The sequence below is a fragment of the Allorhizobium sp. DMC15 genome, from assembly GCF_056314065.1.
In genome coordinates, this window is sequence record NZ_JBQUZB010000001.1 from 1,053,037 (window position 1) to 1,077,121 (window position 24,085).

The following is a 24,085-nucleotide window of genomic DNA, read 5'->3' on the forward strand; positions in this document are numbered from 1 at the left end:
GCATCAGGCGATTTTGCATCGCCTCGGATACACTAGAAACTCGACTGGATCCCGAGTGACAGGCTGACATTGTCGAAGGTCTTCATGTCGTAGTTCGACCAGACCTTGCGATAGCCGGCCTCGGCCACCAGCGCCACGCGCTCCGTAAAGGGCACGATCTGCCTCAGATTGAGGCTGAACTCGGTATCCTGCTGGCTTTCCGCCGCGTTGATCATGGCATCCGGACCGTCATAGTTGCGCCGGGAGACACCGGCGTCGAGGGCAAGAACCCAGGCCGGCCCGTCGCCGATCGGGGCCTCGAAGCGCCAGGCGCTGCCGATGCCAAGGCCCAGCTCCGTCGAGGAGAGGTAGTCGCTTTCGGCAATGCGCCGGGTTGCGAGCAGCCGGGCCGAAAGGTTGAAGTCCTCTGTCACCTGCCGCGAATAAGAGAGTTGGCCGTCAAACCGGTCGCCCGTCTGATCCTCGGCGCTCTGGCGGGATTTCGTGTTGTTGTAGTCTTCGTAGCGATACTCGAGCTGGGCGCCGAAACCGTCCGACGGGGTCACCTGCCAGTTGAAGGCGGTGGAGGCGCCGATCGAGGCCAGATAGCGATCGCCCTCGATCAACACGCCGCTCGTCAAAAGAAAGACGGAGAGCGAACGGTCGTCCAGCCCGAATCGTGCAAGGTCGAACGTGGGGCCGACAAAAGCCTCGACTGCCCCGGTGTTCAGGGCCTCGCGGTCGCGGTATCCGGCCGCATAGCCCGAAAGCCCGGCCTCGATGGCAATGCCCTGTTCATCGAGTTCGTGGCGATAGCGCACCGAACTCGTGAGGAAGCCGTTGAAATCTTCTCCGGCCACCGTCAGGGCGTCGAGCGTGTAGGGCAGGCCGTTGAGGGTCACCGTCGAATTGCCGGGCCCGGCATTGGCATTGCTTTGATAGCGGATACCCGCCCGGACCATGCCGGTGAGCGAGGTCGGCGCCGCCTGCTTGTCGATGGCGGCCAGGTATTCCTCCACCTTGGCATTCACCTCCGGCGGCACGTCGCCCGCCGACTGTGCCCCCTCGAAATACTGTCGTGCCGTCTCATAGGCGCCGAGGCGATAGTAGAGCACGCCAAGTTCCAGCTGCAGGCGCGGCAGTCCGGGTGCATAGATCAGCATTCGCTCAAGCGTCGAGACGGCGCCTTCGAGGTCGCCCGCCTGCGAGGAAAGCGCGGCATAACGGAAGGCTGTATCCAGGTCGTCGGGATGCTCCATCATCTGCGCGAAGAGTCGTTTGCGGTCGGCTTCGATGGTTTCGAGCGACTGGGAGCCGGTCCGGGGAACGACATTCTGCGTGGATTGGGCGAAAGCATCGGCCGCGGGAAGAAGCGCACAAGCCGCCAAAAGGCCGCCGAGACGGATCGTCCGCAAAAGTAGCCTCTCAAAACCTCTGGAAGAACAATTCATCAATGCAACTCTTGGCTACGACCGGAATAAAAGCATTTACGGCAAGTCGATCCGAACTATGAAGCGAAGAAATGCGTATGGAACGTCCAAGTTTGGGGCCTTCCTCGCTGCAGGCCCATCAGGCCGATATCTGTAAGGCCGCACTGCAGCAAGGGCAAGTGCGGGGCAGCGCGGTGCACCGGCAGATCCACGGTATGGCAGCCTTCGCACACGATGCCCGGAGCGAGGAAAAGGTCACGGAACTTTGATTTTTCTCTGAGGCCCCCGCCTTGTTTGCCGCAATCTGCCGTTATAACGGTTGTGCCGGATTAACCGTCATTCCAACAGGTAAGAGACCGATGTCGATGTCTGAACTCACGATCACCAAGCGCCGCCTGCTGAGCGGTATCGCCATGGCCGGCGCCGTCGCCGCCCTGTCGGCCTGCAGCGAGGAAAAATCCGCCAGTGCCGAACAGCCGGTGCCCGCGGTCAGCAACGAGACCACGGCCTCGACCACCTCGGCGGAAATGCCGAAGTCCGATCGCGATGTCGACATGGAAGCCGCCCTGAAGCCGGGCCCGCTCAAGGAAATGGCGCTCGGCGATCCCAATGCGCCGGTCAAGATCATCGAGTACATGTCGATGACCTGCCCACATTGCGCCCATTTCCATGAAACTACCTTCGACGCGATCAAGACCAAGTATGTCGACAGCGGCAAGGCTTACTTCGTGCTGCGCGAATTCCCTTTCCCGCAGGACACGGCATCTCTCGCCGCCTTCATGCTGGCCCGTTGCACGACCGAAGACAAGTTCTTCCCCTTCGTCGGCATGTTCCTGAAGCAGCAGCGCGCTTGGGCAGCCCCGGCTGATGGCGATGTCCGCGCCGCCATGCTGCAACTGTCGAAACTCGGCGGTTTTACACAGGAGACCTTCGACGCCTGCTTGACGAACGCGAAGCTTGCCGGTGATGTGACGGCAATCCGCGATCGCGGTGCACAGGAATTCGGCGTCAACTCGACGCCGACCTTCCTGATCAATGGCAAGGCCTATTCGGGGGACATGTCGGTTGACTCCATGTCGGCCCTCATCGACAGCCTGCTCTGATCGACGTTCCGTTCTGACGACGGGCGCCGGGGAGACCCGTGCGCCCGTTTTTCGTCCTTCTCCCCGTTCACGGGGAGAAGGTGCCGGTAGGCGGATGAGGAGCAAATCCCTGTCATCGCGTGCGGTGTTACATCACGGCGAATACGGCCCCTCATCCGGCCCTTCGGGCCACCTTCTCCCCGCAAGCGGGGCGAAGGGGAGGCTGTGCCGATGAAATTCAACCGCCTCCGGCTCCTCGGCTTCAAGTCCTTCGTCGAGCCCTCCGAATTCGTCATCGAACGCGGCCTGACCGGCATCGTCGGGCCGAACGGCTGCGGCAAGTCGAACCTCGTCGAGGCACTCCGCTGGGTGATGGGCGAAAACTCCTACAAGAACATGCGCGCGTCCGGCATGGACGACGTCATCTTCTCCGGCTCCGGCAACCGCCCCGCCCGCAACACCGCCGAAGTCGGCCTCTATCTCGACAATTCCGACCGCACGGCACCGGCTGCCTTCAACGACGCCGACGAAATCCAGGTGACCCGCCGCATCGAGCGTGGCGCCGGCTCCGTCTATCGCATCAACGGCAAGGAAGCCCGCGCCAAGGATGTGCAGCTTCTGTTCGCCGATGCCTCGACCGGCGCCCGCTCGCCGTCCATGGTGGGGCAGGGCCGCATCGGCGAACTGATCGCGGCCAAGCCCCAGGCCCGCCGGCAATTGCTCGAAGAAGCCGCCGGCATTTCCGGCCTGCATTCCCGCCGTCACGAGGCCGAACTGCGCCTGCGCGCCGCCGAGACCAATCTCGAGCGGCTGGAGGACATCACAGCCCAGCTCGAAAGCCAGATCGAGAGCCTGAAGCGCCAGGCCCGTCAGGCCAACCGCTTCAAGCAGCTGTCGGCCGATATCCGGGCGCACGAGGCCATGCTCCTGCACATCCGCTGGGCGCAGGCGAAGCAGGCCGAAGGCGAGGCGGAAAGCGCCCTCAACCAGGCCATGTCGATCGTCGCCGAAAAGGCGAATTTCCAGATGGAGGCGGCCAAGCTCCAGGCGGTGGCGAGCCTGAAGATGCCGGAACTGCGCGAGGAGGAGGCGAAGGCAGCCGCAGCCCTGCAGCGCCTGCAGATCGCGCGTTCCCAGCTCGACGAGGAAGCCAGCCGCATCCTTCGCCGTCGCGACGAACTCACCCGCCGTCTTGCCCAGCTCGATGAGGACATCCGCCGCGAGGAGCGCCTCGTCTCGGAAAACGCCGAGGTCATCCAGCGGTTGGCCGAGGAAGAGGCGGAGCTCGAAGAAATCCTCGCCGATGCCGGCCGCTTCGGCGAAGAGGCAAAAGAAGCCTTCGAGGCCGCTGCCGCAACGCTGGCCGACGGCGAACGCGACTTCACCCGGCTCACCGCCGAGCGCGCCGAGGCAGCCGCCGGTCGCAATCAGCTGGAACGCGCTATCCGCGATCTGATCGAACGCCGCGCGCGCCTCGAACGCCAGGTCTCCGACGCCTCCCGCGAACTCTCCGAGATTTCAGACCGGATCGCCGCTCTGCCCGATCCGGACGAGAAGCGCGAGATGGTCGAGATCGCAGAGCAGGCCGTTGCCGACGCCGAAACTGCGGCGATGGAAGCCGAGGCGGCGCTCAATGAAGCCCGCCGCACCGAAAGCCATCTGCGCCAGCCGCTCGAAGCCGCGCGTGCCCGCGTCAACGGCCTGGAGACCGAAGCCCGCACCATCGCGCGCATCCTGGCGAGCACGACCACGGGCGATTTCCCGCCGGTTGCCGACGAACTCTCCGTCGATCGCGGCTACGAGACGGCGCTCGGTGCCGCCCTGGGTGATGATCTCGACAGCGCGCTCGACCAGTCCGCCCCCGCTCACTGGCATGGCAATGGCGACGGGGCAGGGGATCCGGACCTGCCATCAGGCGCAAAGCCGCTCATTGCCCATGTCCGGGCACCGGCAGCACTCACCCGTGCATTGCGCCAGATCGGCGTCGTTGAAGAAGCGGATGCGCTGCGCCTGATGGCAAGCCTTGCGCCGGGCCAGCGCCTCGTCACCCGTGATGGTGCGGTCTACCGTTGGGACGGCCATGTGACCGGCGCGGATGCGCCGAGTGCGGCAGCGCTCCGCCTGGCCCAGAAGAACCGCCTTGCCGAAATCGAAATCGAGACCGAGGAAGCCCGCGACCAGATGGTCGAGGCCGAGGATCGCCTTTCGGAAGCCGCCGACGCCATCCGCGCTGAGGAAGCCCGCCTGACGGACGCCCGCGACCGCAGCCGTCTGACGGTGCGTGCGCTCGCCGAAGCCCGCGATGCCCTGGCTCAGGCCGAACGCGCCTCGGGCGATCTCATCCGCCGCCGCGAAGTGATCGAGGAAGCTGTCCATGGCCTGAAGGCCCAGATCGAGGAGATCGTCGAGCAGGAAGAAACCGCCCGCATCGAGATGGAGGAGACGCCCGACCTCTCCGCCCTCGACGTCCGCCTGCGGGACGCCGAAGCTGTGGTTGCGCGCGACCGTGGCCTGCTCGCCGAAGCCCGCGCCCGGTTCGAAGGTCTTGCCCGCGAAGACGAGATGCGCCGCCGACGCATTCTCTCGATCCGCCAGGAAAAGCAGAACTGGCAGAACCGCGCCAAATCCGCCGAAGAACACATCGCGACGCTCCGCGAGCGCGAGGCCGAGGCCCGCGAAGAAATCACCGATCTCGAAATGGCGCCCGATGAATTCGAGGACAAGCGCCGCAACCTGATGACCGCGCTCGACAAGGCCGAGAAGGATCGCCGCGAGGCAGCGGACCGTCTGGTCGAAGCCGAGACCCGCCAGCGTGAAGCCGACCAGAAGGCCGCTGCGGCACTCGCCGAACTTGCAGAAAGCCGGGAAAAGCGCGGCCGCGCCGAAGAGCGTCTTGTCTCCGCCAAGGAATGGCGCATCGATGCCGAAACGCGCATCGCCGAAGCCCTCAACGTGCCCCCGCACGAGGCCTTCCGCCTGACGGGCCTGAAGGACCCCTCGCAGATCGGCGACCTGCGCGAAGTCGAGCGCAATGTCGACCGGCTCAAGATGGAGCGCGAGCGCCTTGGCGCCGTCAACCTGCGCGCCGAGGAGGAACAGAAGGAACTGTCGGAAAAGCTCGCGGCGCTCATCAAGGAGCGCGACGACATCATCGATGCCATCCGCAAGCTGCGTGGCGCGATCCAGAGCCTCAACCGCGAAGGCCGCGAACGCCTGATCGCCGCTTTCGACGTGGTCAACGCCCAGTTCCAGCGTCTCTTCACCCACCTGTTCAACGGCGGCACGGCCGAACTGCAGCTGATCGAAAGCGACGACCCGCTCGAAGCCGGCCTCGAAATCCTCGCCCGCCCGCCGGGCAAGAAGCCGCAGACCATGACGCTGCTCTCCGGTGGCGAACAGGCGCTGACCGCCATGGCGCTGATCTTCGCGGTGTTCCTCACCAACCCCGCTCCGATCTGCGTGCTGGATGAGGTGGACGCGCCGCTCGACGACCACAATGTCGAGCGCTACTGCAACCTGATGGACGAAATGGCCGCCTCCACCGAGACCCGCTTCGTCATCATCACCCACAACCCCATCACCATGGCCCGCATGAACCGCCTCTTCGGCGTCACCATGGCCGAGCAGGGCGTATCCCAACTCGTATCCGTCGACCTGCAGACGGCGGAGGCGCTGCGCGAAAGGGACCTGGTGTGAGGGATTTCCTGCTGACAGTGCTGATGGTTTTCCTGATCGGTCCCGTCGCCGCCCAGGATGTAACCGCCGGTCTTCCCGATACCTCTCTCTCCGGCAACTTCCTGCCCAAGGTTCTCGCATCCTCGGCGGCCCATCGCGATAGCCTCATGGCGATGATCAAGGGCAAGCCGGGGTTGCCCTTTTGGGTCAGGGCTCTGGTGCGCCAGCCGCGTTACGTCGCGCTCGCTTCCGAGGAGGTGCGGATCTCCGGCGAACGGCGCCAGCTTTTTCGCGCCTGCGAGGCTGGTCGCTGTGAGGCGAGCCGGATCGTGGCGATCTTCTCAGCCGATGGAAAACATGCCGTTCTGAAGGTCTCGGACGCCGAATTCGGCGTCAAGTTCTTCGGCAACCCGACGCCGGACGAACTGGCGGCACTCGCGGACTAACGAGTTTGCTCAGGCCGCAGCATCACGTGCGGCATTGTCCACCCTGACCGGCAGCGCTGAGCTGGCGAAGATAGACCCCAGAATGAGCGGCAGGCAGACGAGATAGGCGTCGCGGATGCCGAACGTCTCCGCCACGAAGCCGAGGAGCGGAGGGCCGAGGAAGAAGACGACGAAAGCCATCTGGGCGATCGCTGCGACATTGACCACGGCAGGCCGATCCGTGCGCATGGCAGCGGCCGTCACGGCCATCGGATAGACCGCGCTGCAGCCGGCGCCCATCAGCGCGAAGCCGAGCAGCGCCACGTAAGGATGAGGCGCGAGCCACGCCAATGCGATGCCAAGGGCGGCGACCGTCAGCAGCACGCGCCCGACGAGCCGCGCACCATGTCGGTCGACAACCGGATCGACCGTCAGACGGGCGAGCGCCATGAAGAAGGCAAACAGCGTCAGTCCCGAGCCGGAAATGAAAGGCGAGACGTCGAAGACTTCGTTCATGTAGATGGTCGACCAGTCGATGCCGGCCCCCTCGATCAGGAAGGCCGAGGTGCCGATGATGCAGAGCGGCAGAAGTCCGAGCGTCGGCAGGGCGAAATGCGGCTGGTCTTGCGTTGCGGCGGCATTTGGCAGATGCGGTGCATTCTTCATGCCGGCAACCGTCACTGCGCCGATCACGAACATCAGACCGAGCAGCACGTGCATATGCGTCTGCATGCTGATCTCCGCCTGACGCACCAGCGAGGCGGTGACTGCCGTGACGAAGAAGCCGAGGCTCCAGCAGCCATGCGCCCGGTTCATGATGCCGAAGCCGATCTGCGCCTCGATCCGTCCGATCTCGACATTGAGACAGATTTCCAGCGCTCCGGCCAAAAGCCCCATGACGAAGAGTGTTGCGAAGACAAAGGGCGCATTCGGCAGAAGCGGAATGGTCGACAGCAGTGCCATCACGCCGAGCAGCGAGATGGCGAGCGTCGTGCGCGTGCCGAGCCGGACAATGAGCGGCGAGGAGAAGGTGAGCGAAATCAAAGACCCGATCGCCATTCCGATCAGCGTCATCCCGAGTTCGGCCTTGTTGACGCCAAGCTGCATCTGCAGGTCCGGCAGCCGCGAAAACAGCGATCCCGTCGACATGGCGAACAGGAAGAAGGCGATATAGACGCGAAACTGCGGGGGGAGATGCATCAGGACGACTCGATTTGTCAGACAACCGGGCACCGAGGTGCCAGCATTCCTCGACCAAGTCCAGTGATGCGAGACGCCGATCGGTTCGCCCCCGGAAAAGGACTTAAGGGGTGGCGCTGAGCGCCGAGCCATCCGGCGGCCACGAGACATGCCCCAGACGCGCCGTCATCCTCGGCCTTGTGCCGAGGATCTGCCGAGGGTGGCCAAGAATGCGACGCCTAAGGGAAAGGCCATAAACGTCGCGCACATGGCCGCAGCAGTAGATCCTCGGGACAAGCCCGAGGATGACGAAGGGGGGCGTGAAAAAAGAAAACGCCGGAAGCAAGCTCCCGGCATCCGTCTATTGGCGACTGCCCATTCGCTATTCGCTCGCCTCAGCCCGCCGCATTGATCTGCCGCGCCACCACATCGTGGTTCAGCCACAGCACCGGCGCCGACGGGTTCGCCACCTCGCCAAAAATCAGCGCGCCGGTCGCCTCGACCACGAGCACGCTCAGATAGTCCGAGATCAGAGCCTTGGCGTCCTTGTGCATCTGGGCGATTTCGGTCGAGGTGCCGATGGTGATGTCCGACTGGCCCTGGCTGTTGGGCATCGGCCACTTGTTGAAGTCGTAGAACGGCTCCATGACCGCGCTCACCTGGAAGTCGGCGATCTTCTGCAGAACCTCGTCGATCGTCGCACCATCGACCAGAAGCGCCTGGCAATCGGCCCAGATCTTCTCGGCGCGGGCGCCCGGGTTTTCCTTCTTCAGCGCCTTCAGGAGGGGCAGGAGCGGCAGTTCGATGCCGGCAAAGACGTCGGACGAATTGGTCCGGATCTCAGGGCAGTTGAACACGGTCGCCTTGATCCCCGAAGCAAAAGCCTCTTCGGCAATCGCCTCGAGCTTCATCTTCGCATAGCCCTGGGTGTAGTTCGTATAGGTCTGCCAGCGATATTCGTCACCGATCAGAATGCCCGTGCCATGATAGCCATAGGCCGAGTAACGAACCTGGCCGCCGCTCTTTTCGATGCGGGCGCGGATCGTGGCACTGCCTTCGATCAGGTGGCGGAAGGTATTGGCCGAGACTTCGTCGAAATTCTGCAGGATGAGCTTGCCGAGATCGCTGTCGAGCAGAACCTGCGAGGACATGTGCCGCGCACCACGGCCCTTGTAGATGCGGTTGGCGATCACGAGGAAAACCTTGGCCTTGGGAATGCCGCCGGCCATGGTGTGCGCGAAATGAACGTTCTTGCCGTCGGCAATCATGCCTTCCAGTTCGGCCATGATGTCGGAAACGGCTTTCTGGAAGCGCTCAACGCCAACCTGGCGGCACTTTTCGATATGCGCCCAGTCGAGTTTTTCCGTTTCCCAGTTTTCCAGCGTCAGGGCCGAAAGCAGGTCGGTCGGCGTCGGTTCGCCTTCGGGCGCATCGAGATCGAAACCGGCCATGGCGGGAATGTTGATGATCCGGCCGCCGAGATTGGCTTCCGCCTGGGCAAGCTCTTCGGCATTCAGCGGGCGCAGCTTGTTGTTCTCGTCGCGGCGACCAACGGTGATTCCGATGATCTCCATGCCGGCCTTCTTGGCCTGGTCCAGCAGGCCCGTGACATAACCTCGACCGAACAATTCACCAAATAGAACGAAGACGTCGCCCTTGCGATACAGGTTGTTGTGCGGGATCTGCGTCAGGGGCACCGGGCTTTTCAGGGTCATTTTCGATTCCGGATTACAATACTCGTGCATGCCCACTACCAAAGTCTCGGCCGCAGTGCATCATCCTGAAGCGATTTCTTCGGTCATTTTAAGTGACCGTTTATCGCATTGCGTGATGAGCCGTAACAATTGGGAGACGCTCCGGGGCAGGCGGCTGGCGTTTCCCAGGCGTGTTTCCGCCCATCCGCTGGTGCCTTTTCCTGCCATCCCGCAGCATCCTGGGCTGCGGTTCGCATCGACTGCCGCAATTATGATGCATTGCAGCATAAACTTGACGAGGTGACGTTTCCAATCCGTCACATTTGCTATAAACGGTGGAAAACAAAGCCTGTTTGGGTGGAGAGGGCGATGCGCAAGTGGGTTTACACCTTCGGCGGAGGAACGGCCGAGGGGAGTAGGACCGAGATCGATCAGCTGGGAGGGAAGGGGGCCAACCTCGCCGAAATGGCGGCGCTCGGCCTGCCGGTTCCGCCCGGCCTCACGATCGTGTCGGATGCCTGCGGCATCTATTATCAGAGCGGCAAACTGCTGCCCGACGACCTGAAGGCTCAGGTTCTCGCCGGCATCGAGGGCGTCGAAGCTGCCACCGGACGCACCTTCGGCGACATCAGCCATCCGCTTCTCCTCTCCGTCCGCTCCGGCGCGCGCACATCCATGCCCGGCATGATGGACACGGTCCTCAATCTCGGCCTGAACGACCACACCGTCGAGGCGCTGGCTCACCACTCCGGCGACGCCCGCTTCGCCTGGGACAGCTACCGCCGCTTCATCCAGATGTATGGCGATGTCGTGATGGGCCTCGACCACGAGATCTTCGAGGAAATCCTGGAGGACGAAAAGGCGCGCCTCGGCCACGAACTCGACACCGACCTCTCCGCCGTCGAATGGCAGCATGTGGTGAAACTCTACAAGGAGCTGCTCGAGCACGATCTCGGCCAGCCTTTCCCGCAGGATCCGCATGTCCAGCTCTGGGGCGCGATCGGTGCCGTCTTCTCCAGCTGGATGAACCCGCGCGCGAAGACCTATCGCATGCTGCATTCGATCCCCGAGGACTGGGGAACGGCCGTCACCGTTCAGACTATGGTCTTCGGCAATCTCGGCTCGACTTCGGCCACCGGCGTCGCCTTCACCCGCAATCCTTCGACGGGCGCGAAGGAGCTCTACGGCGAATTCCTGGTGAATGCGCAAGGCGAGGACGTCGTCGCCGGCATTCGCACGCCGCAATCGATCACCGAGGCCGCCCGCATCGACAGTGGTTCCGACAAGCCCTCGCTGGAAAAGCTGATGCCGGAGGCCTTCGCCGAATTCCAGGCGATCTGCGACCGGCTCGAAGCGCATTACCGCGACATGCAGGATCTCGAATTCACCATCGAGCGTGGCAAGCTCTGGATGCTCCAGGCCCGTTCCGGCAAGCGCACCACCAAGGCCGCAATGAAGATCGCCGTCGACATGGTCTCCGAGGGCCTGATCACGGAAGAGGAAGCGGTGCTGCGCATCGAACCCTCCTCGCTCGACCAGCTCTTGCACCCAACCATCGATCCACGCGTCACCCGCCATGTCATAGGCTCGGGCCTTCCCGCTTCGCCTGGGGCGGCGACCGGTGCCATCGTCTTCACCGCCGAAGAGGCGGTCGAGGCTGAAAGCGAAGGACGCAAGGTCATCCTGGTGCGTGTCGAAACCAGCCCCGAAGACATTCACGGCATGCATGCCGCCGAAGGCATCCTGACCACCCGTGGCGGCATGACCAGCCACGCCGCCGTCGTTGCCCGTGGCATGGGCATCCCCTGTGTGGCCGGTGCCGGCACCATGCGCGTCGACCTGCGCAACGAAAAGCTCATCGGCATGGGGGTGACCCTCACCAAAGGCGACATCGTTACCATCGATGGCTCCTCCGGCCAGGTGCTGAAGGGCGAAGTGCCCATGCTGCAGCCGGAACTCTCGGGCGATTTCGCCAAGCTGATGGAATGGGCGGACCGCACCCGCCGCATGACGGTGCGCACCAATGCGGACACGCCGGGCGATGCCCGCGCCGCCCGCTCCTTCGGCGCCGAAGGCATCGGTCTCTGCCGCACCGAACACATGTTCTTTGAGGGCGACCGTATCCATGTCATGCGCGAAATGATCCTCGCCGAAGACGAGGCCGGCCGCCGCGTGGCGCTGGACAAGCTTCTCCCCATGCAGCGCTCCGACTTCACCGAGCTCTTCACCATCATGCATGGCCTGCCGGTGACGATCCGCATGCTCGACCCGCCGCTGCATGAATTCCTGCCGAAGTCCGACGAGGAGATCGAGGAAGTGGCCAATGCCATGGGCCTCGAACCCGGCTTCATGCGCCGCCGCATCGACGCGCTGCACGAGTTCAACCCGATGCTCGGCCATCGCGGTTGCCGGCTCGCCATCTCCTATCCCGAAATCGCCGAAATGCAGGCCCGCGCCATCTTCGAGGCGGCAGTCAGCGCTGCCCGCGAAACGGGTGCTGCCGTCGTGCCGGAAATCATGGTCCCGCTGGTCGGCCTGCGCTCGGAGCTCGATTACGTCAAGGGCGTGATCGACCGTGTCGCAGCCGAAGTCATGGGCGAGGCGAAGCTCGAGATCTCCTATCTCGTCGGCACGATGATCGAGCTGCCGCGCGCCGCGATCCGCGCCCATATCATCGCGGAGGCCGCCGAATTCTTCTCCTTCGGCACCAACGACCTGACCCAGACCACCTTCGGCATGTCCCGCGACGACGCCGCCCGCTTCATCCCGACCTATCAGAAGAAGGGAATCATCGTGCAGGATCCCTTCGTGTCGCTCGATTTCGACGGCGTCGGCGAACTCATCCGCATCGCCGCCGAACGCGGCCGCAAAACCCGCCCCGACATGAAACTCGGCATCTGCGGCGAACACGGCGGCGACCCCACCTCAATCCACTTCTGCGAGGATGTCGGCCTGGATTATGTGTCCTGCTCGCCGTTCCGCGTGCCGATTGCAAGGCTGTCGGCGGCCCAGGCGGCGATCAAGGGAAGAGGGTGAGGGGATGGCTGAGATTGTTTCTGACTACGATCCAGCCGAAGACCTCACTTCACCGGAAGCCATCGCGGTCTTCGTCAACGAAGCGCTGGGGACCGATGATGCCGCATACATCGCACATGCACTCGGTGTCGTCGCCCGGGCTAAAGGAATGGCCGGAGTTGCCGAGGTGGATGAGCTCTCGAACGAGGGCAATCCGACGCTCAAGACCACGCTTGCGGTGATGAAGGCGCTGGGGATTTCGCTGACGGCGGATGTTCTTTCCTGAGCCGGAAGACTGCCGCCAACAAAATATCCCCGCCCCATGTCACATTGACCATCCCCCGCTCGTCATGATGTCGTACCCAACAGAAGGAAACGATGTCATGACTGCTAGACTTGATCCCTTTGCCGCCGCGCCTGCGCTGATGAAGAAGTGGATGGCGGTGTCCGTCGATGTGGCCGGCAGCCTTGAGCCGAGCCTTGTCGAACTCGTCAAGATCCGTTCGTCCCAGATCAATGCCTGCGCCAATTGCCTGAACATGCACACGGCCGAAGCCCGCGCCAGGGGCGAGACGGAGCAGCGCATCCATCTCCTGGTCGCCTGGCGCGAGGCGCCCTGCTATACGGAGCGCGAGCGCGCCGCTCTCGGCTGGACGGAAGCGCTGACGAGACTATCCGAAGGCCATGTGCATCTCGCCGCCCGGCAGGCGCTGGAGGCGGCCTTTACCCAGGAAGAGCAGGTGAAGCTGACGCTGATGATCAATGTCATCAACGGCTGGAACCGGCTCGCCGTCGGCTTCGATCTCTGGATCGAAACCCCGGCGACCCAGGCTCAGGGAGTAGCCGCCTGATGCAGACCTCCGAGCCCACAGATGCGGCAGCGAGTTTCGATCCCCTGAGGCGAAAGCTGATGCGGCTTGCCTATCGCATGCTGGGCTCGGTCACGGATGCCGAAGACATGCTGCAGGAGGCCTTCATCCGCTGGATGAGGGCCGACCGCCAAGAGATCCGCGAGCCGGAAGCCTTTCTCCGCCGCGTCGTCACAAGGCTTTGCCTCGACCAGTTGAAATCGGCCCGCCACCAGCGCGAGACCTATATCGGCCCCTGGCTGCCGGAGCCTGTGGTGGAGGACGAGGACGAGGCGGAGGACGTCACCCTGCCGCTGATGCTGGCGCTGGAGCGGCTGTCGCCGCTGGAGCGGGCGGCCCTGCTGCTCCACGATGTCTTCGGCCAGCCCTTCGAGGAAATCGCGGTGACGCTGGATCGCGATGTCGCGGCCTGCCGGCAGCTCGCGGCACGGGCTCGCCGGAATGTCCGTGAGACCCGCACGCGGTATGTCGTTGACCCGAGGCAGGGGCTCGAAATTGCCGAGGCCTTCTTCAAGGCGTCGCGCAGCGGCGACATGACGGCGCTTTCCGCCATGCTCGCGGCCGATGTCGGCCTGCATTCCGATGGCGGCGGTAAGCGGCCGGCTGCGATCGCCCCGATCCTCGGCCATGCCGCCGTCATGAAGGTCCACACCTATCTCGCGGAAAAGATCTGGCCGCAGGGGTCCGAACTCCTGCGCGTCGGCCTGGTCAACGGCCTGCCGGGTTTCCTCACGCAGGAGGCGGACGGAGAGTTGCAGACGACGGCGTTGCAGATCGAAGACGGAGCCATCACAGCCATCTATGTCATGCGCAACCCCGACAAGCTCAGGCACCTCCACTAAGGGGAGGCATGTCCTCCGTTACCGTGGAAAGAGCTCCACATGCGTCTCGGCCGTGCGTCCGAAATAGACCACGCGCCGCCCGAGAAACGATACCAAATACCCCGCACAGCCCGCCGCCTGGGCCTGTCGGCTGAAGTCGTGGTAGCTGTACTCGGCCGCTCCCGATTGCGCCCAGCGCACCAGCCGCTCGATCTCGTTGGCGTCGAAGTCAGCGCAGATCGGGCCATCATGCGCCGGCATCGCAAGCTGCACGCTGTCACCGTCGGGCAAGTAATAGGTCTGCTCGTTGCGGCGGTAGTCGACTGTATATCCTTCAAAGCCGGCGGCGATCAGCCGGCCGACGATCTCGGGAAAGCTCAGGCTCCCGTCATGGGCGGCTTTCAGGCAGGTTTCGGCAATGGAAATGCGTTCCGCGTCCATGGCGGGTCTCCTCTTCTTGGGTCGGATATTTGGTTGGGGCGATGCCGGACAGTCAGTCCACTGGAATGTCTCGGAGGCCATGCCGCTCCACGAGCAGCCGCAGTAGCCGGTCGAGGGCGGCGAGATCATCGGCCCCGAGAACGCCGAAGAAGGCGGCGTCGTTCTGGTCTGCAAGGTCCGCGAGTTTCGGCACGCGGGCCGCACCCTCTTCGGTCAGGAAGAGATAATGCGCCCGTTTGTCCTCCTCATGCGCCTTGCGCGCAACCAGCCCCTTCGCCATCAGCCGATCGGCGAGCTTGGTGATCGCGCCGCGCGTCATGCCCATCTGGTCGGCAAGGCTCGACGGCGTCGTCTCGGCAGAGCCGTGCAGAGACCGCATCAATACCCACTCCGCCACCGTCACATCTTCTGCGGCAAGCTTGCGGGCAAACGCCTGGGACACGGCATTCGACACCATGCGCAGCCAGTAGCCCCGGTGGGCGCTCAGTTCCGAGGGTAACGACATGAGGCGCTCCATTTGATTGACTAGGAAACTAAATCAATATGGTTTCCTAGTCAATCAGTTTGGTGCCACATGTTTGTTCTTCTACAGATGAGGCGGGGCAGGGGGAGACGATCTCTCACCTCCTCCCGCCATAGCCAGGTCTCAGCCCGCGAGCGCCAAGGCATCCGCACCGGCCGGGATACGCAGTGGCGAAGCCGGGTCGGTCGCCGCCTGCCACACGGCTTCCGCTACGTCGATTGCCTGCGTGACCTCAGCCTCGCTCTCGCTCGCCCAGGCGTCCATCACCGCCTTCACCACCGGCAGATAGGGCTCCGGAAAACCGCCCTGCGCCTGGATCTTGGCGCGGGCCGTATCGCCGAATCCCGTGGTCGGGGCGCGGCCGGGCAACACGATGCGAACCCGGATGTCGAAGGCTGCAAGCTCAAGTGCCGAAACCTCCGTCAGCGCATTGAGCGCCGCCTTGCTCGCGGTATAGGCCGAAAGCAGCGGCAGCGGCTTCAGCGTCACGCTGGAGGACACATTGACGATCACGCCCGAACGCCGTGCCCGCATCTGCGGCAGCACAGCCTGCATCAGGGCCATGGGTCCGAACATGTTGGTCTCGAACAGCCCGCGCGCCGTCTCGCCGCTCGTGCCCTCCACCGCATTCATCCAGCCGATGCCGGCATTGTTGACCAGCACGTCGATTGCCCCGGCCTGTTCGACGGCCGCCTGGATGCTCTGGGGATCGGTGACATCGAGGGCCACCACCTGAAGTCGGTCCGAGGCCGGAAGAAGATCGGTGCGTGGGGTCCGCATGCCGGCGATCACCCGCCAGCCGCGCTCGAGGAAAAGGTTGGCCGTGGCAAGGCCAAAGCCGGCCGAAGCGCCGGTAATCAGGATGCTGTTCATGGTCGAGATCTCCTATCTGTTGAACTGATCACAGGCTATCCGGGCGCCGAGAAATCATCTATCATGTAGAGTGTCCCATTCTTTATCAGGAGTGTCGTTTGAGCGATCCCTTGGCCGAAATCGTCTCGCTGCTGCGCCCGCGCGCGGGGCATGGCAAGATTGCCCGCGGCTTCGGCGCCTGGCAGGTCTCGCGCGAATTGACCGGCGAGCCCTTCTACTGCGTCGTGCTGGATGGCGCCGCCCGTCTCACCGTCGGCAGTCTGCCGCCGATGGAGATAGTGGCCGGGGATTTCGTGCTCGTACCCGCCCTTTTCGATTTTCATGTACTGGGGCTACCGGAGAGGGGAAGCATCGCTACAGACATCCCGGTCGCGCCCGGCGAAGTCTGCCATGGCGCTCTCGAAGCGCCAGCCAATGCCCGCCTGCTGGTGGGACATTTCTATTTCGGCTCACCCGATGCCCATCTTCTGGTCTCGCTCCTGCCAAGCCTTCTGCATGTGCGCGGCGCCGAACGCCTCTCGACCCTGGTCGGCCTGCTGACAGACGAGATCCGCGCGGCGCGTCCGGCCCGCGATATGGTTCTCGCCCGCCTGCTCGATGTGATCCTGCTCGAAGCGCTCCGCGTCGTGCCGAGCGAAAACGCCCCAACCGGCATCCTGCGCGGTCTTGCCGACGAACGTCTGGCGGCAAGCCTGCGTCGTCTGCATGCCGATCCCGCTCGCGACTGGACGATCGAAAGCCTGGCTCAGGAAGCGGCTCTCTCCCGCTCCGCCTTCTTCAAGCGCTTCCGCGCCGCCGTCGGCCTGCCGCCGATGGAATATCTGCTCGCCTGGCGCATGGCGCTCGCCAAGGACCATCTACGCGGAAGGGCTCTCGGCATGCAGGAGATCGCCGAACGCATCGGCTATGGCTCGGCCAGCGCCTTTTCCACGGCCTTCACCCGCTTTGTCGGTGTGCCGCCCTCGCGTTTCCTCGCCGGTGAGGAGCGGGAACAGGCGGGCGCCATCGCCGTGTGACACCGTCCGTCTCACTCGACTTCAGGCCGCTGCCGTTCGGGCAAATCGCCCCGGCGGCACGCCCACATGCCGGCTGAACGCAGTGCTGAACGTGCTGGCCGAACCATAGCCGATCTTCTCGGCCACCGCATCCAGACTAAGCTCCTGGCGCCGCAGCAAGTCCTTTGCCAGCGCCATGCGCCACGTCGTCAGATATTCCATCGGGCGCATGCCGACCGTCTGCTGGAAACGATCGAAGAAGGCCGAGCGTGACATCGCCGCGTGCTGCGCCAGCGCCTCCACCGTCCAGGGCCGATCGACTTCCGCATGCATCTGCTGCAGCGCCTGCGCGATGCGGGCATCTGCCAGGCCGCGCAGCAGTCCGGGCGGGCCATGTTCGGCCGGCGCGCTGCGCAGCGCCTCGATCAGCAGGATTTCCGCAAGCCGTTCCAGGATGAGATCACGCCCGACATCGGCGCGTGTCGCTTCGTCCCCAAGCAGGTGCACGAATTGGGTCAGTCGCGCGGCCCCCCGCACATGGATCATGCGCGGCAGAAGTGACACGAACAGCGAGGCATCGGGCGCATCGAAGGAGAAATAGCCGCCCGCCTGGCGCATGTCCGGCTCGCCGTCCGGCCGGCCGTGCCGTTTTTCGCCATCGGGTGCTGCAAGCAGGGTCTGCGGGTCGATCGCCGTGGGCGACGCGAGCTCGACGCTGCCCATGGTGAAGGCGGGCGTGGCCGGCAGGAGCAGGAAATCGCCTTCTTCGAGAATAATGGGTGCCTCGCCATCGACGGCCAGACGGCAACGCCCTTTTGTGATGGCGCAGAAACCCGGATGCCCGAACGGCGGATAGCGGACCGCCCACCGGCCGGCGCCGGTGATGCCTTTGGAGAAGACGGCGCGCGGCTTCAAAAGCGCAATGATGTCGGAGAGTGGATCACGCATCTGGACTATCTCGAATTAAATACGGACTGATGATCGATGATAGTCCAATCTAGTTTGGTTAAACCGGAGGCGTCAACAACGTACACACAGGAGCCTCCCATGCCGACCATTCTCATCACCGGCTGCTCGTCGGGCTACGGCCAGCACATCGCACAGCATTTCCTCGACCAGGGCTGGACGGTGATCGCCACCATGCGCACGCCCCGAGACGACGTCTTCTCCCCGTCGAACCGCTTGCGCATCCTGCCGCTCGACGTGACGAAGGCAGACAGCATACGCGCCGCCTTCGACGCCGCAGGACCGATCGACGCGCTGGTCAACAATGCCGGCATCGGCGTGGTCGGCGCGTTCGAGGCGACGCCGATGGACCATATCCGCAAGGTCTTCGAAACCAATACCTTCGGCACCATGGCCGTAACCCAGGCTGCGATCCCCGGCATGCGCGAACGGGGCGCCGGCATCATCGTGAACGTCACCTCCAGCGTCACGCTCACGCCGATGCCACTCGCCGCCGCCTACACGGCGAGCAAGCAGGCGATCCAGGGCTTCACCCAGTCGCTCGCCCATGAGCTCGCGACCTTCGGCATCCGCACCAAGCTGGTCGAGCCGGGTTATGCGCCGACGACCCGCTTTGCCGCCAATACCGATATCGATGCCATGGATCTGCTCCCCGGCGCCTATTTCGATTTCGCCCGTCCGATCTTCGAGGCCTTCGCGTCTCCCACGGTGGTGACCCGCGAAAGCGATGTCGCCGAAGCGGTCTGGCATGCCGTCACGGACGGAACCGCGCAGCAGCGCTACCCGGCGGGGGCGGATGCCGTAGCGCTCGCGGCAGCCTGATCGCTTGAGACCCGCATCGACATTTGGGCCCAGGCGGTTGCCGCAGGCCCTGGCCCGGGTATAAATCTGGGCGTCGCATTCCGCGACGCCACCTCCCGGAGACCTTATGCCCGGCTATTCCGCCCGCCCGCCCGCCATCCCGACGATTGTCCTCGATGATGCCGTCACCCGCATCACTCGCTGGGATTTCGAGCCCGGTGCCGCGACCGGCCATCACACCCATGGCCTCGGTTATGTCGTCGTGCCGCTCACCGATTGCCATTTCCTGATTGAGGACGCCGCAGGCGAGCGCCGCGTGACGTCGAAGGCCGGCGAGGCCTATCGCCGCGATGCCGGCGTCGAGCACAATGTCATCAATGGTGGCAACGAGCCGATGAGCTTCATCGAGATCGAGTACAAATGAGTGGCGCCGAAGACCAGGCAGCGCCACGCTTCATCACCGATTTCGAGCCGCAGCATGGCGTGGCGGTGACCGTGGCCGACGACGTTCAGCGCCTGACCGCGCCCAATCCCAGCCCCTTCACCTTCCACGGCACCAACACCTATATCGTCGGGCATAAATCCGTCTGCGTCATCGATCCGGGCCCGGACAATGACGCGCATTTCGAAGCCCTGATGGCAGCCCTCGAGGGCAGGGAAGTCACCCATATCGCCGTCAGCCACACCCATCGTGATCACTCCCCGCTCGCCCGGCGGCTCAAGGACAATACCGGCGCGGTCATCGTGGCCGAAGGCCCGCATCGGCCGGCTCGTCCGCTCTTCGAGGGCGAGGTAAACCCCTTCGCCGAAAGCTCCGACACCGAATTCGTACCCGACCGCACTCTGGCGGACGGGGAGATTGTCGAAGGCGACGGCTGGCGCCTCACCGCCGTCCACACGCCCGGGCACACCGCCAACCATGCAGCCTTCGCGCTTGAAGACACCGGCATCCTCTTTTCCGCCGACCACGTCATGGCCTGGGCCACCTCGATCGTAGCCCCTCCGGATGGCGCAATGAGCGATTACATGACCTCGCTCGACCGCCTGCTGGAAAGGCAGGACACCCTCTATCTGCCCGGCCATGGCGGTCCGGTCAGCGATCCCCAGACCTTCGTGCGCGCGCTGCGCACCCACCGCCGGCAGCGCGAGCATGCCGTCTTGGAGCGGATCCGAAAGGGCGACCGGCTGATCCCCGAAATGGTCAAGGTCATCTACGCCGCGACCGATCCCCGCCTGCATGGCGCCGCTGCACTCTCCGTGCTCGCCCATATCGAGGATCTGGTGGAGAAGGGCATGATTGCCACGGATGGTCCACCAAGGTTGTCGGGAGAGTATTGGCCGGGTTAGATTGGCAGCGGGTCTCTCCGTTCTCCCCCCTTGAGGGGGAGATGCCCGGTAGGGCAGAGGGGGGAGCGCTCGGCACAAGGCCAACGGCAGCCAGACAACCCCTCAGTTCCCCGCAATCCCCAGAAGCTCGGCATCCAGCGCATGCAGGAACCCTTCCGCAATCTCGTCACTGATGCCGAGATCATGCGGCCCGTAGCGGGACGCGACGCGGATATCGACCAGCGTGACCTCCGCCTCTTCCTTCAACCGCACCACGGCATCGAAGGGCAAACCCAACACGAAGGTTTTGGTCGAAAGCTGGAGCCGTGCTTCACCCGCCGGTTCGGCCGCGTCGGTTTCGGCAGCGTCGATCAGGGCCGAGATTGCATCGGGTCGCGGCATTGGCAGGGGGCCGCTCTCGGGCAAGGCTTCCTCAGCCGGTGGCGTCCCCATGGCGGCCCCGGGTGGAGGCGCGGCCGTGCCGTCCTCGGAAGGACGCAGTTGCAGATCCGGCAGCGCGTATTCCTCGCCGCGGCTCGCAGTCACCACCAGCCGGTTGGCCGCCGCTACCTTTCGCACCGCCTCGTAGACGCGGTCGATCGCCCCTTCGTAGCGTCGCCCGGTCAAGCCCGGATAACGCTCCGTCTGCAGCGCGGCAGCGAGAGGGGAAAGCGGCGGGCGCGGCAGAAACTGCTGGTTGGCCTCCGGAGCGGAGACCCAGGCCGGACGGTCGCCGAGATCGGTCGACACTTCTGTCAGCACCGGCCGGTTCGTGTAGAGAAAATAGCCGTATCCGGGTAGTGCGAGCGGCAGAGCTGCATTGATAAGCGCCTGCACGGCGGCAACGCCGCCCAGCGCCCCGATCTGCCAGAGCCGCGCAAGACCAATCAGTGCCAGCGGCACCGCAAGTGCAGCGGGCAGGGCCGCCACCAGCACCAGCGCTATGAAATCCGGCGTCTTCAACATCCCGAACCGATGCGCCACCACCACCAGCGCCAGCATGACCAGCGCAAACAGCGCGAGCCGCCGCGCAAGAAATGCGGAGCGGGACACGGGACGGTCGTAGCGGACGATCATGCGGGCAACACCGGAATCAGGAGGACCATAAACACCCTGTGTAACGGCTCGGCCGGAAGGCGTCGATATCCCGAAAGCGGCCGGACGAAACCGCCTCCGATCTGCAAGGATAGGACGCAAATCTGGGGATGGCGATACAGATGGTTGCTTGAGACTTGTCAAGTTCGGACGCTGCAGGGTTTAAGGGAGCGTTATTAAGTGACCCGTGATTTGCATGCCCAAGGAAACCCCGTTTGCCGCCGTCAGCCGGAAAATGCTCGACGCCTGGATCGCCACCGACGCAGAAACGCCGGCAGAACCGCAACTCATCTATGACGGCGCGAAGTCCCTTCTGTCGATCAAGATGCGGCTCACCGTCTTCTGGATCGAGGGAACGGATCCGCTTCGCTGGCGCATGACGCCCATTCGGCATTCCGGCTTCACCACGACCCTCTTCGACCTGAATCACGTTTTTCGGGACCAGTTGATCGGCGAATTCGCGGATCAGACCTATATGGCCGATACGGTCATCCCGCGGCTGCGCCAGGTGATCGAAAACCAGCAGCCGTCGATCGAACTGGTCAAGACCAAGCTGTTCGGTATCAATCTCGGCTATGACCGCATCCTGCTGCCGCAACGCACGACCGGCCGATCGCAATGGGTCATCTCGTCCTCCTATGCCCGCTTCCTGCTCGACGCCCCCAAGCGTTTCGCCAGTTTCGAGGTGGGTGACGAGGCCGTGGTGCAGTTGCTGATGGAGGGGCTGACGGCCAAAGAAATCGCCGTCCGGCTGGGCTTGTCCCATCGCACGATCGAGCACCGTCTCGATCGTCTCAAGGAGCGGTTCGGGGCGAAAAACCTCGTTCATCTCGTCGTCCTGCTGCTCGGCAACCAGGTGAACGGCAACGAGGGGAGCGGTCCTACCTGAAGAGCTGCAGGATTGTGTCCGGTCGGGCATTGGCGATCTGCAGCGCTTGCGTCCCGAGCTTTTCACGGGTCTGTAACGCCTTCAGGCGCGTCGCTTCCCGGTTCATGTCGGCATCCACCAGGCGCCCGACGCCCTTGTCCGAGGTTTCGATCCGCTTCAGCACCAGCTCCGATTGTTGTTCGATCCGGGCTTTCAGGGCGCCGAGGCTCGCGGCGCCATCGACGATCCGCCCGCGGGCGGCATCGATATAGGCGAGATAGTTGTCGATTTGCTCGGGGTTCTGCTCCACGTCGATCCCGAGGAAGCTCAGGGTCGGCAGAGGCTCGATGCTGACGCGCACCTTGTCAAAGGAGATGTTGGGTCCGGAGCCCCACTTTCTGTCGATGGACGGATCAGATTTCAGAATGACCTGCCCGTCCGAGCCGACATCGATGATGAGGCCCGGCCAGTCTGCAGCGAGGAGGGACGAGAGAAGGGTTACCATCTCCTGCGCCGTCTCGACCTTACCGTCGTTGCGTCCGAGCACATCGTTGACCGTCGTCCGGTTGAACGAATAGGAGGCCGGCAATGCGCCGTTCAGGGAAAACCGGAAGCTCACCTCGACCCCGTCGTCGTCGTTCGCCACCTCGAAGAGAGTGAAAGGCTTGAAATCGAGCGCCATGCCGGAGCCGCGCGTGCCGTATCTTTCGCCATCGACCAGCCCACCGCTGCTGACACCGGTGGCCGTCAGATTGCTGATGCCGACATAGGAACCGTTGCCGTGAACCTGTTTGGTGCTGATGTCCATCAGCACGGGATTATGAACGCTGATGCCGGACGGCAGCCGGGTGGAATAATTCGCGTAAACCGAGGCCCCGTGTGGCGAGAGGATCTGATTGAGCAGGCCGGCAAATTCCGTGTTGGTGGAGATCACGCCGCCGAGACCGGAGTTGTAGGCATCCACCTCCGCTTTGGTGATGATGATCGGCACGGTGTATCCGCCGTCATAAGGGCCCGGCAGTTCCTGTAACTGCCCTGCCGAACCCGACAAATTGTTCGGGTTCGATGCTTCCTTGTCCAGGGTCAAGGTAAAGCTGATTTGAGCACCCGGCGTGTTGAAGTCGAGCGGCGAACCGGCCGGGAATGAGAAGGACATCGAGGCACGTGACCCGACGGCAGCCTTCGGGAGCATCCAGCCTTGCGTTCCGTCCGGCGCGTTGTGCGCCGTCGCATCATCCCAGTCGTAATTCGTCAGAAATCGCATTCCCCCGATGGTGCCGACATCGCGGATATCCGGCTGCAGCATTCCGCCGCCGGCCTTGTTGAAGAGCGAGGTTTTCGCCAGGCTGAATCCCATGGCGTCGACCTTCACATCACCCTTAGTGCCCCGCGTGAAGGATGAACGGATCTGGGTTTCCGTGAGCTCGTCGTCATAGATGTCGGCGATATCGGTATGCAGCCAGTTCTGCCCGTTGAAGCTCGAGGATCGTGCGATGTCGACGACGGCCTGTTGGTATTGCCGCAGGTCCGCCTGGATCTTGGCGAGATCGACTGAATCCTCCTTGGCTGCCACCAGTTTCGCTTCGAACTGGTCCAGCACCTTGATCACAGAGGCAAGGCCGACGGCAGCCGTATCGACTTTCGCTGCACCCAGGCCCAGCGTGTCGCTGATCGCCGAAAGCGCCATGCTGTCTGACCGCATGGTGGTGGAGATCGACCAGTAGGCCGCATTGTCCCCCGCCTCGCTGATCCGCAGTCCCGAGCTGACCTTGTTCTCCGAGCCGGCCCGCTCGGTACTGATCGAGCGCAAGGCCTGCAGGGCGGCGATCGCGCCGCTATTCGTCAAAAGGCTGGCCATGAAAAGAATATCCTGAAATTACGGTATCTTAGCTTCAGGGTTTTTGGTCCCCATGCGCGGCCCGACTATGGTTCACGAAAAGTTAACGGACTTTTCCGCGTGCCACGGTAAAAATACGGAGGGGGTGATTTTCGAGTGCTGCAACCGCAATCGGTTCCGGCGCAGCGCAG

Annotated in this window: 21 protein-coding genes; 12 read left to right on the forward strand and 9 right to left on the reverse strand. The window is 63.8% G+C overall.

From position 1 onward, the window contains the following. Positions 1–32: 32 nt before the first annotated feature. Complete coding sequence (locus ACT53S_RS05120) at positions 33–1,394, reverse strand: tetratricopeptide repeat protein (protein WP_476066153.1); 1,362 nt, start codon at positions 1,392–1,394, stop codon at positions 33–35. Between the two features lie 380 nt (positions 1,395–1,774). Between ACT53S_RS05120 and ACT53S_RS05125 the strand changes: the two genes are divergently transcribed. From ACT53S_RS05125 to ACT53S_RS05135, 3 genes are all read left to right on the forward strand, one after another. Further along, entirely contained in the window at positions 1,775–2,512 is a 738-nt protein-coding gene (locus tag ACT53S_RS05125) for a DsbA family protein (RefSeq protein ID WP_476066154.1), read from the forward strand. A 210-nt stretch (positions 2,513–2,722) separates the two neighbouring features. Further along, positions 2,723–6,187, forward strand: coding sequence for a chromosome segregation SMC family protein (locus ACT53S_RS05130; protein WP_476066155.1), 3,465 nt, complete (start codon positions 2,723–2,725; stop codon positions 6,185–6,187). Continuing rightward, entirely contained in the window at positions 6,184–6,612 is a 429-nt protein-coding gene (locus ACT53S_RS05135) for an Ivy family c-type lysozyme inhibitor (protein ID WP_476066156.1), read from the forward strand. Before ACT53S_RS05130 ends, ACT53S_RS05135 begins: the two co-directional genes overlap by 4 nt. Before the next feature lie 9 nt (positions 6,613–6,621). Here the strand turns inward: ACT53S_RS05135 and ACT53S_RS05140 are convergent, their stop codons facing one another. Both ACT53S_RS05140 and ACT53S_RS05145 read right to left on the reverse strand, forming a co-directional pair. Then, a complete protein-coding gene (locus ACT53S_RS05140) occupies positions 6,622–7,791 on the reverse strand; it encodes an MFS transporter (protein ID WP_476066157.1) in 1,170 nt (389 codons plus the stop codon). 374 nt (positions 7,792–8,165) lie between these two features. Then, positions 8,166–9,479: an enoyl ACP reductase FabMG family protein gene (locus tag ACT53S_RS05145; RefSeq protein ID WP_476066642.1), complete on the reverse strand. Its 1,314-nt coding sequence runs from the start codon at positions 9,477–9,479 to the stop codon at positions 8,166–8,168. A gap of 354 nt (positions 9,480–9,833) precedes the next feature. Here ACT53S_RS05145 and ppdK point away from each other — a divergent pair, with 354 nt between their 5' ends. The 4 genes from ppdK to ACT53S_RS05165 all read left to right on the forward strand — a co-directional run bounded on the left by ppdK (position 9,834) and on the right by ACT53S_RS05165 (position 14,190). Continuing rightward, positions 9,834–12,500: a pyruvate, phosphate dikinase gene (ppdK, locus tag ACT53S_RS05150; protein WP_476066158.1), complete on the forward strand. Its 2,667-nt coding sequence runs from the start codon at positions 9,834–9,836 to the stop codon at positions 12,498–12,500. 4 nt (positions 12,501–12,504) lie between these two features. Next, positions 12,505–12,765 (forward strand): addiction module antidote protein, encoded by a 261-nt coding sequence (locus tag ACT53S_RS05155; protein WP_476066159.1) that lies wholly within the window; start codon positions 12,505–12,507, stop codon positions 12,763–12,765. A 97-nt stretch (positions 12,766–12,862) separates the two neighbouring features. After that, a complete protein-coding gene (locus ACT53S_RS05160; protein WP_476066160.1) occupies positions 12,863–13,330 on the forward strand; it encodes a carboxymuconolactone decarboxylase family protein in 468 nt (155 codons plus the stop codon). Beyond that, positions 13,330–14,190: a sigma-70 family RNA polymerase sigma factor gene (locus ACT53S_RS05165; protein WP_476066161.1), complete on the forward strand. Its 861-nt coding sequence runs from the start codon at positions 13,330–13,332 to the stop codon at positions 14,188–14,190. Before ACT53S_RS05160 ends, ACT53S_RS05165 begins: the two co-directional genes overlap by 1 nt. A gap of 18 nt (positions 14,191–14,208) precedes the next feature. On the opposite strand, the gene ACT53S_RS05170 is transcribed toward ACT53S_RS05165, so the two are convergent. From ACT53S_RS05170 to ACT53S_RS05180, 3 genes are all read right to left on the reverse strand, one after another. Then, the gene (locus ACT53S_RS05170) at positions 14,209–14,610 is read right to left on the reverse strand and encodes a DUF1398 domain-containing protein (protein WP_476066162.1); all 402 of its coding nucleotides are present in this window, start codon (positions 14,608–14,610) and stop codon (positions 14,209–14,211) included. A 52-nt stretch (positions 14,611–14,662) separates the two neighbouring features. Continuing rightward, positions 14,663–15,115 (reverse strand): MarR family winged helix-turn-helix transcriptional regulator, encoded by a 453-nt coding sequence (locus ACT53S_RS05175; protein WP_476066163.1) that lies wholly within the window; start codon positions 15,113–15,115, stop codon positions 14,663–14,665. A 141-nt stretch (positions 15,116–15,256) separates the two neighbouring features. Further along, positions 15,257–16,006, reverse strand: coding sequence for an SDR family oxidoreductase (locus tag ACT53S_RS05180; RefSeq protein WP_476066164.1), 750 nt, complete (start codon positions 16,004–16,006; stop codon positions 15,257–15,259). Between the two features lie 98 nt (positions 16,007–16,104). On the opposite strand from ACT53S_RS05180, the gene ACT53S_RS05185 reads away from it, so the two are divergent. Beyond that, positions 16,105–17,022 (forward strand): helix-turn-helix transcriptional regulator, encoded by a 918-nt coding sequence (locus tag ACT53S_RS05185; protein WP_476066165.1) that lies wholly within the window; start codon positions 16,105–16,107, stop codon positions 17,020–17,022. 21 nt (positions 17,023–17,043) lie between these two features. On the opposite strand, the gene ACT53S_RS05190 is transcribed toward ACT53S_RS05185, so the two are convergent. Next, entirely contained in the window at positions 17,044–17,949 is a 906-nt protein-coding gene (locus tag ACT53S_RS05190; protein WP_476066166.1) for an AraC family transcriptional regulator, read from the reverse strand. 99 nt (positions 17,950–18,048) lie between these two features. On the opposite strand from ACT53S_RS05190, the gene ACT53S_RS05195 reads away from it, so the two are divergent. The 3 genes from ACT53S_RS05195 (at position 18,049) to ACT53S_RS05205 (ending at position 20,115) form a co-directional block, all read left to right on the forward strand. Next, on the forward strand, positions 18,049–18,789 hold the full coding sequence (locus ACT53S_RS05195) for an SDR family oxidoreductase (protein WP_476066167.1): 741 nt from the start codon (positions 18,049–18,051) through the stop codon (positions 18,787–18,789). A 106-nt stretch (positions 18,790–18,895) separates the two neighbouring features. After that, positions 18,896–19,192 (forward strand): cupin domain-containing protein, encoded by a 297-nt coding sequence (locus tag ACT53S_RS05200; protein ID WP_476066168.1) that lies wholly within the window; start codon positions 18,896–18,898, stop codon positions 19,190–19,192. Beyond that, entirely contained in the window at positions 19,189–20,115 is a 927-nt protein-coding gene (locus ACT53S_RS05205; RefSeq protein WP_476066169.1) for an MBL fold metallo-hydrolase, read from the forward strand. Before ACT53S_RS05200 ends, ACT53S_RS05205 begins: the two co-directional genes overlap by 4 nt. Before the next feature lie 102 nt (positions 20,116–20,217). Here the strand turns inward: ACT53S_RS05205 and ACT53S_RS05210 are convergent, their stop codons facing one another. Next, positions 20,218–21,171, reverse strand: a complete 954-nt coding sequence (locus ACT53S_RS05210; protein WP_476066170.1) for a DUF1499 domain-containing protein — start codon at positions 21,169–21,171, stop codon at positions 20,218–20,220. 214 nt (positions 21,172–21,385) lie between these two features. Between ACT53S_RS05210 and ACT53S_RS05215 the strand changes: the two genes are divergently transcribed. After that, positions 21,386–22,078, forward strand: a complete 693-nt coding sequence (locus ACT53S_RS05215) for a helix-turn-helix domain-containing protein (RefSeq protein ID WP_476066171.1) — start codon at positions 21,386–21,388, stop codon at positions 22,076–22,078. Here the strand turns inward: ACT53S_RS05215 and ACT53S_RS05220 are convergent. Continuing rightward, positions 22,071–23,915 (reverse strand): flagellin N-terminal helical domain-containing protein, encoded by a 1,845-nt coding sequence (locus ACT53S_RS05220; protein ID WP_476066172.1) that lies wholly within the window; start codon positions 23,913–23,915, stop codon positions 22,071–22,073. The genes ACT53S_RS05215 and ACT53S_RS05220 overlap by 8 nt on opposite strands. Positions 23,916–24,085 lie beyond the last annotated feature (170 nt).